The 6,045-nt window shown below is 70.5% G+C and carries 5 protein-coding genes; 1 reads left to right on the forward strand and 4 read right to left on the reverse strand.

What is annotated here, in order from left to right; genetic code table 11:
• The coding region (locus tag B7X32_RS17460; protein ID WP_292722515.1) for an MIP/aquaporin family protein at positions 1-649 on the reverse strand (649 nt) is incomplete at its 3' end.
• An 86-nt stretch (positions 650-735) separates the two neighbouring features.
• Positions 736-2,445 (reverse strand): glycerol-3-phosphate dehydrogenase/oxidase, encoded by a 1,710-nt coding sequence (locus B7X32_RS17465; protein WP_292722518.1) that lies wholly within the window; start codon positions 2,443-2,445, stop codon positions 736-738.
• Between the two features lie 108 nt (positions 2,446-2,553).
• On the opposite strand from B7X32_RS17465, the gene B7X32_RS17470 reads away from it, so the two are divergent.
• A complete protein-coding gene (locus B7X32_RS17470) occupies positions 2,554-3,516 on the forward strand; it encodes a sugar-binding domain-containing protein (RefSeq protein ID WP_045273243.1) in 963 nt (320 codons plus the stop codon).
• 54 nt (positions 3,517-3,570) lie between these two features.
• Here B7X32_RS17470 and B7X32_RS17475 read toward each other — a convergent pair whose 3' ends face one another.
• Both B7X32_RS17475 and B7X32_RS17480 read right to left on the reverse strand, forming a co-directional pair.
• Positions 3,571-4,710, reverse strand: a complete 1,140-nt coding sequence (locus B7X32_RS17475; RefSeq protein ID WP_292722522.1) for a glutamate--cysteine ligase — start codon at positions 4,708-4,710, stop codon at positions 3,571-3,573.
• 159 nt (positions 4,711-4,869) lie between these two features.
• Positions 4,870-6,045 (reverse strand): amidohydrolase family protein (locus B7X32_RS17480; protein ID WP_292722525.1); only part of this gene is annotated, 1,176 nt, incomplete at its 5' end.

Genomic DNA, 6,045 nt, shown 5'->3' on the forward strand with positions numbered 1-6,045 from the left:
CCGCGTGCGCGATGCGCGGACCGAGGTCACGGGCGGGGTTGATCGCGTAGCCGGTCGGGCCGCCGAGGGAGGCGCCGATCGCGACGACGAGAAGGGCGACCGGAAGCGCCGAGAGGGCGCCGAGGCCACCAGGGGTGCCGATCTTGACGTCGCCGTAGTCCGCGAACGCGAAGATCACGAACACGAGGACGAAGGTGCCGATGATCTCCGTGACCAGGTTCCAGCCGTAGGAGCGGATCGCCGGTCCCGTCGAGAACACGCCGAGCTTGTTCGCCGGCTCCGGCTCCTCGTCGAAGTGCTGCTTGTAGGCGAGCCAGCAGAGCACGGCGCCGATGATCGCACCGAGCAGCTCCGCACCCGTCGCGACGGCGTAGTGCGGGAAGTCGATCCCCTTGGCGGGGTCGAGCAGGTGCTGCACGAACAGACCGATGCCGACCGCGGGGTTCAGGATCGCGCCGGAGTAGGCGGAGACGAGCACACCGGCGAAGACCGCCAGGCCCCAGCCCCAGTTGACCATCAGGAAGCCGCCGTTGAAGCCCTTGTTCTTCACCAGGGCGACGTTGGCGACCACACCGCAGCCGAGCAGGAGCAGCATCGCGGTGCCGACCAATTCGGACAGAAAGTAGAGGCCCATATTCACATCAGGCATGTCTTCGTTGACCTTTCGCAGAGCATCGGCCCCTCTGCCGATGCGGTGTTCTGAGTGGACGCCGATGAGGGCGGCGGGGGATCCTCTTACCCGCGGGTGCGGGCGACGAGGGACAGTCCGTGCCGGGCGTTCAGCAGTTCCCGGGTCAGCTCGATCTCGCGCGCGGTGCGCGCGCGGTCCCAGCCCTTCAGCGGCGCGAGGGCTTCGGCGACCTCCTCGAGGATCTCCTCGGTGACGTCGCCGGTGAAGGCGAGGCTGGTGCGGCGGAGGATGACGTCCTCGAGGCGCACGATCAGCTCGTTCTGCACCATCCACTCGAGCTCGCGCGTCGAGAGCTGGCGGCCGGCGAGGGGCGCGTCGGGACCCTGCTCGACGTACTGCCACACCTCGGCGGCGCGGGTGCCGTAGCGCTTGAGCAGCGGCTCCGCCCGCTCGCCGGCGCCGGGGAGGTGCTGGGAGATCCAGGCGGCGCGCGCCGCGTCGTCCTGCGGGTAGTCCTTGCCGCCGCCGATCGCGCGGCCGAGGGTCGAGACGACGCGGGTGCGGCCCAGGAGCTCCAGGATCCGGTCGGACAGCGTCTCGCCGAGCGCACGGAAGGTCGTCCACTTGCCGCCGACGAGGCTGAGGTGCGGGACGGCGCGGCTGTTGTCGACCTCGACCCGGTAGTCGCGCGAGACGAAGCCGGGGGCCGTGTCCTCGTGTCGGGGGAGCGGCCGGATCCCGCTGAACCGGTAGACGATCTGCTCGCGGTTCACGGCGATGTCCGGGAAGACGTGGTGCACGAGGTCGAAGAAGTAGTCGATCTCCTCCTCGGTGCACAGCGGCACCTCGCGCGGGTCGGCGTCGATGTCGGTGGTGCCGACCATGACCTTGCCCTTGAGCGGGTAGATCAGCACGATGCGCCCGTCGGAGTGCTCGAAGAAGATCTCGCGGCCGCGCGTCGCGGCGAGCAGCTCGGGGTTGTCCAGGACGATGTGCGAGCCCTTGGTGCCGCCCATGAAGCGGGTCAGCTCGCCCATGGCCTCGTTGGTGAGGTCGGTCCAGGGGCCGGAGGTGTTCACGACGACGTCGGCGGCGATGGAGAACTCGGTGCCGCTCTCGCGGTCGCGCACGAGCACGGCGTCGCCGTCGTGGCCGATCGCCTCGACGTAGTTCAGGGCGCGCGCACCGGGATGCGCCCCGCGGCCGTCCTGCAGCACGTCGAGCGCGAGGCGCTCGGGGTCGTGCATCGACGCGTCGTAGTAGGTCGCCGTGTACTTGATCCTCGGGTCCATGGCGGGAAGCTCCGCGAGGGACTTCTTGCGGCCGAGGAACTTGTGCCGCGGCACCATGCCGCCGTCGCGGGAGAACGTGTCGTAGATGGTCAGGCCCATCTTGATGAGGAATGCGCCGCGCTCCTGCGGCTTGCCCGACTTGTGCGTGAGGAAGCGCAGCGGCGCCGACAGTATTCCCGAGAACGTCGAGTAGATCGGGATGGTCGTCTCGAGTGGCTTGACGTAGTGCGGGGCGATCTTCAGCAGCCCGTTGCGCTCGGTGACCGACTCCTTGACGAGGCGGAACTCGCCGTTCTCGAGGTAGCGGATGCCGCCGTGGATCATGTGGCTCGAGGCCGAGGAGGCGCCGGAGGCGAAGTCGCCCCGCTCGACGAGGACCACGTCGACGCCCTGCAGGGCGAGGTCGCGGAAGGTGGAGATCCCGTTGATCCCGCCGCCGATCACCAGCACGGTGGTGCGGCCGGCTTCGCGGACGCGGGTCACCTCGGGGCGTTCTGCGGCGTTGTGGACGTGGTCGGTCATCTTCGGCTCCTTCCGGATTTCTCACAGCATTCCCCCAGCCGCCCTTATGGTCAAGCAGGCTGCACGAATGTGCAAGAATCGGTCGGATCGATCCTCGGAGGCCCTGGAATGGATGAACGGAAGCGCCAGTCGAAGGCGGTCGCCGCGCTCACGGCGGCGCGGCTGTACTACCTGCAGGACAAGACGATGGACGTCATCGCCGAGGAGCTGGAGACGTCCCGCTCGTCGGTCTCGCGCCTGCTGAGCTATGCGCGCGAGGTCGGCCTGGTCGACATCAGGATCAACTCGCCCCTCGAGCACGCGGGGGAGCTCGAGCAGCAGCTGCACGATCGCCTGCACGTGACCGCGCACGTCGTGCCGATGCCGGAGAGCGTGACCGAGGTGGAGCGGCTGGAGCGCGTGGCGCTCACCGCGGGCCGCCTGCTCACGCAGATCATCGACTCGAACATGGTGGTCGGCCTCGCCTGGGGTTCGACGATCAGCGCGGTCAGCCGCGATCTCGGTCAGAAGGAGACCCGCGGCACCACCATCGTGCAGCTCAACGGCGCGGGCAACACCCTGACCAGCGGCGTGGAGTACTCGAGCGAGATCCTGCAGCGGTTCGGATCCGCCTTCGGCGCGCAGGTGCAGCAGTTCCCCGTCCCCGCGTTCTTCGACGACCCCCGCACGCGGGAGGCGATGTGGCGCGAACGCAGCACCCTGCGCGTGCTGGACCTGCAGGCCAAGATGGACCTCGCCGTCTTCAGCGTCGGCTCCCCGAGCGCCGAGGTGCCCAGCCGCGTGTACGTCGGCGGCTACCTCGGTCGCGACGACTACCGGAGCCTGCGCGAAGACAGGGCGATCGGCGACGTGGCGACCGTGTTCTTCCGCGCCGACGGCACCTGGAAGGACATCGCGGTGAACGCGCGGGCGACCGGTCCGGGGCTGGATCGGCTGCGCCGCGTCGCGCGGCGGTTCTGCGTGGTCGCCGGCGCGCAGAAGCTGCCCTCGCTGCGGGCCGCGATCGGGGCGCGGCTGGTCACCGACGTCGTGCTGGACGAGGGGCTCGCGCGTCAGCTCGTCGAGGGCTGACCCCCCGGGCGCCTCAGGGTCGTCCTGCGCGGCCCGTGGGCGGCCGCGGACAGGTCAGAGCATCTCGGGGCCGGAGCGGAACTCGCGGATCAGGTGATCGACCACCTCGTGCAGGTCGCCTCCGGTCGCGTCGGCGACCGCGACCTGGCGCTCATAACTGGCACCGTCGCGCAGGATGTCGGCGACCCCGGCGAACTGCGCGGAGCACCGCAGGTCGGCGGCGACGGGGGAGAGCCGCTGGAGCTCCTCGGCCAGGTGCTCCCGCACCGAGCGCTGCGTGCCGTCGGCCGACACGATGACCTCGGCGTCGAGTCCGTATCGCGCCGCGCGCCACTTGTTCTCGCGGTGGAACCACGGAGCGAGGACGGCCAGCGGTCGCCCCTCGTCGAGATCGCGGGAGAACGACTCCACCAGCACCTGGGTGAGGGCGGCCACGGCGGCGAGCTCGCGCAGGGTGGACATGCCGTCGCAGGCGCGCACCTCGATCGTGCCCCAGCGCGGAGCAGGCCGGATGTCCCAGCGCACCTCGGTGGCGTCGGCCATCACGCCGGTGCGCACCATGTCCTCGAGGTATCCCTCGTAGGCGGCCCAGTCCGGCAGCGGCCAGGGCAGCCCCGCGGTCGGCAGCTGCTGGAAGACGAGGGCGCGGTTGGAGGCGTAGCCGGTGCGCTCCCCGGCCCAGAACGGGCTGGACGCGGCGAGGGCCTGCAGATGCGGTAGATACGACGTGAGCGCGCCGACGATCGGAAGAACCTTGTCGCGGTCCTCGACCCCGACGTGCACGTGGATGCCCCAGATCATCATGTTGCGACCCCACCACTGGGTCTTCTCGATAAGCGAGTGATAGCGCGTCTTGTCGGTCACCCGCTGATCGAACCACTGCGCGAACGGGTGGCTGCCCGCGGAAAGCAGCTCGATCCCGGCCGGATCCGTCGCGGCGCGCACGGCCGCGATCGCCGCGGCGATGTCCTCGACCGCGGCGGACACGGTGGACCCGATGCCGCTCGTGACCTCGATCGTGTTCGTCAGCAGCTCGCCGGTGACGGTGTGCCGCTCGTCGGCGCTCGCCCCCTCCAGATCGTGCAGGAGTTCGGGAGCGCGGCCGACGAGGTCTCCGGTGGCCGGATCGGCGAGCATGAGCTCCCACTCCAGTCCGACCGTCGAACGCGGCGAGGTGGCGAACTCGATCGGCATAGGGCCTCGATTCGGTGCGGGAGGTCGTCGGCCCATGATCCCATGCGCGGCGCGGACCCGTGCGTTATGACGCTTTGCGTCGAGGGTCTCGCACGAGCGCCGGCGCCTCCGGCCGGCTCGGTGATGCGATGGACGCGGTTCTTCGGTCGGGGAGGGGGCTCAGTCGACCATGCGCCCGGCGTGCACCACGAGCGCCCGCGCGTCCTGCTCCCACAGGGCGGCAGGATCCGCGAGGGGGTCCGCGGTCAGCAGGACGGCATCGCCGTAGGCCCCGACGCCGAGATGACCTGCGCGCTCGTCGCGGATGAGGGCGGCGTTGACCGTCGTCATCGAGCGCAGCGTCGCGGCGGCGCCGCTCGCCTCGACCTGCAGCCGCACGCCGCAGAGCTGGTCGTCCTCGAGCTCGCCCATGAGGTCGGTGCCGAAGCCGACGCGAACGCCCGCGGCGAGGGCGAGGCGCACGGCCTCCTGCCCGTGCGAGAGCACTTCGGCGTTCTTCGCGAGCGAGATCGCGTTGAGACCGATCCCCGCGCCACGGCGGTCCATGGCGTCGTAGGCGGCGAGCGTCGGCACCAGGAACGCGCCGGCGGCGGCCATGCGTCCGGCCGTCGACGCGTCGATCAGGTTGCCGTGCTCGATCGAGCGCACGCCGTTGTCGATCGAGTGCTGAACGGCCTCCGACGAGTACGCGTGCGCGGCGACGTAGGAGCCCTGCCGGGTCGCCTCGCCGACGACGGCGCGCAGCTCCTCCGCGGAGTACTGGGGAACCCGGATCGGGTCGGTGAGCGAGAACACCCCGCCGGATGTCATCACCTTGATCGCGTGCGCGCCCTTGCGCAGCCGGTTGCGCACGGCGAGGCGCAACGGCTCGAGGCCGTCGACGATCTCGCACATGTGCCCGTGGCTGAAGCAGATGTCCACGTGCGCGGAGCGGGGATCCCCGTGGCCACCGGTCTGGCTGAGCGCCGGCCCGGTGAAGAGGTAGCGCGGCGAGTCGAAGAGATCGGCGTCGATCGCACGGGCGAGACCGATGTCGCCCCCTGCCACGTCGCGCACCGTGGTGAAGCCGCGGCGCAGTGCGGCGCCGAGCCGCCGGGTGCCGTTGATCGCCGCGAAGCTCAGCGGTCCGCGCTCGTCCTCCAGTCCGTCCTGGCTGGTCGCATAGGCGTGGAAGTGCGCATCGATGAGGCCGGGGATGAGCCAGCGGCCACGGCCGTCCAGGGTCGTCGCGCCCTCGGCCCGGCGATCGGCGACGGCGCCGTCGACGATGTGCACGTCGCGCTCCTCGAAGCGATCGCCGTTCCAGACGGAGGCTCCGAGGATGCTGAGGGATCT

Source organism: Microbacterium sp. 13-71-7 (genome assembly GCF_002257455.1).
Lineage (GTDB): Bacteria > Actinomycetota > Actinomycetes > Actinomycetales > Microbacteriaceae > Microbacterium.